1 protein-coding gene is annotated in these 1,882 nt (G+C 64.6%); it reads left to right on the forward strand.

Going from position 1 to position 1,882, the window contains the following annotated elements:
* Nucleotides 1-307: 307 nt before the first annotated feature.
* On the forward strand, nucleotides 308-1,882 hold a 1,575-nt coding region (locus DC522_RS33300), incomplete at its 3' end, for a recombinase family protein (protein WP_116532670.1).

The raw sequence follows: 1,882 nt of genomic DNA on the forward strand, positions 1-1,882 counted from the left end.
GTCGAGATGGTCTAATCACAAATGACAAATTCTGCCTGAGCCGCTTTGGACAGCTTAAGCTGAACTGGTGGCGATTGCCGTTGCGCCTGCGCCAGCCGGAACCAGGGAGTTGCCCTGTGCCGCAGAGCAGATCTGCAGCAGGAGGCGACGATGCGGGACTGGCGGGTGCGTCGCGTGTGGCAGCCCCATCCGGACGGGCAGCGGCACTGGGACCGGACCTATCAGCAACTGATGGCCTGGACCCGCACCAGACCAAGATGCGCCGCGCTCCCGGCCGACCCCGCGCCTCCCGCACAGGAGGGGAAGCATGAGAATCGGGATCTATGCCCGGGTGTCGACCCAGCGCCAAGCCCAGGCGGACGGCCTCGCCCAGCAACTGGAGCGTCTGCAGGCGCATGCAGGCCAGCACGGATGGACCGTCACGCCCGAGAACGTCTTCCGCGATGACGGCTACAGCGGGGCCACGCTCAAGCGACCCGGACTGGAGCGGCTGCGGGACCGCGTGGCCATGCGGGGCCTGGATGGCATCCTGATCACGGCTCCCGATCGGCTCGCCCGCAACTATGTGCATCAGGTGTTGCTGCTGGAGGAGATCACGGCCACCGGATGCCAGGTCCACTTTCTCGACCGGCCGATGAGCCAGGATCCGCACGATCAGCTTCTGCTGCAAATCCGTGGGGCCGTGGCCGAATACGAGCGCAGCCTGATTGCCGAGCGGATGCGGCGCGGCCGGCTGCGCAAGCTGCAGGCTGGCGTCCTGTTGCCATGGGTCCGGGTGTCGTACGGCTATCGCGTCGATCCGGATCACCCCCGCGATCCAGCCGGCGTCCGTCAGGATGAAGCCGAGGCCGCTGTGGTGGCCGAGATGTTCGCCTGGTATGCTGACGAGGGCCGCAGCTTGTATGGCTTGGCCAAGAAGCTGCATCAGGACGCCGTGAGGCCACCGCGGAGCCGGACACGCTGGAGTGTGCCTGGTCTGCGGGTGATCCTGACCAATCCCGTCTACACCGGCGAGGTGTATGCGGGGCGGATTCAGGAGGCCTGCCGGATTGGGAGCACGACCACGCCTCGACGCATCCGAGCACGGGAGGACTGGATGGCCGTAGCGTCGATCCCGGCCATTGTCACCCAGGAGCAGTTTGATCGCGTGCAGGCCAAACTCGCCCAGAACCGGCAATTCGCAGGCCGCAACAACACGGCTCAGCGCTACCTGTTGCGGGGTTTGGTCAGCTGCGGCGTGTGCGGGTTGGCCTGCTTCGGTCGCTGCTTACATTCGCAATATCGCTACTATTGCTGTCGCGGCAAGTTGACGGCCCTCCACTCCTATCGCGAGACGAAGTGCAGCTCGCGCTTTATTCCGGCCGAGCCGATTGAGAGCTTGGTCTGGGTGGATCTCTGCCGGTTGCTGACCCATCCGGAGGCCATCCGCTACGCGTTGGAGCGGGCGCATGGCGGGCATTGGCTGCCTCAGGATCTCCAAGCCCGGCGCGATGCCTTGAAGCGGGGGCAAGTCCGCGTGGAGCAGCAGATCGAGCGTCTGACCGAGGCTTATTTGAGCGAGGTTGTGGGCCTGGAGGAATATCGCCGGCGCCGTCACGACTTGGAGCAGAAGGCCCAAAGCCTTGGGGTCCAGTGGCAGCAGCTGGAGGCGCAGGTCGATCGTCAGAGCGAGATCGCACGCGTGAGCCTGAGTATCGACGAGTTCTGCCGCCGGGTGCAGGAAGGGCTTGAGCAGGCGACATGGGAGCAGAAACGGCAGCTCATCGAGTGGCTGGTGGTGCGGGTGATTGTTACGGACGGCGACGTCGAGATCCGCTATGCCATTCCAACCAGCCCAAATGGCGAAGCTACCCGCTTTTGTCATTTGCAGTCAGATTATCGA

The sequence above is a fragment of the Microvirga sp. KLBC 81 genome, assembly GCF_003075415.1.
GTDB lineage: Bacteria > Pseudomonadota > Alphaproteobacteria > Rhizobiales > Beijerinckiaceae > Microvirga.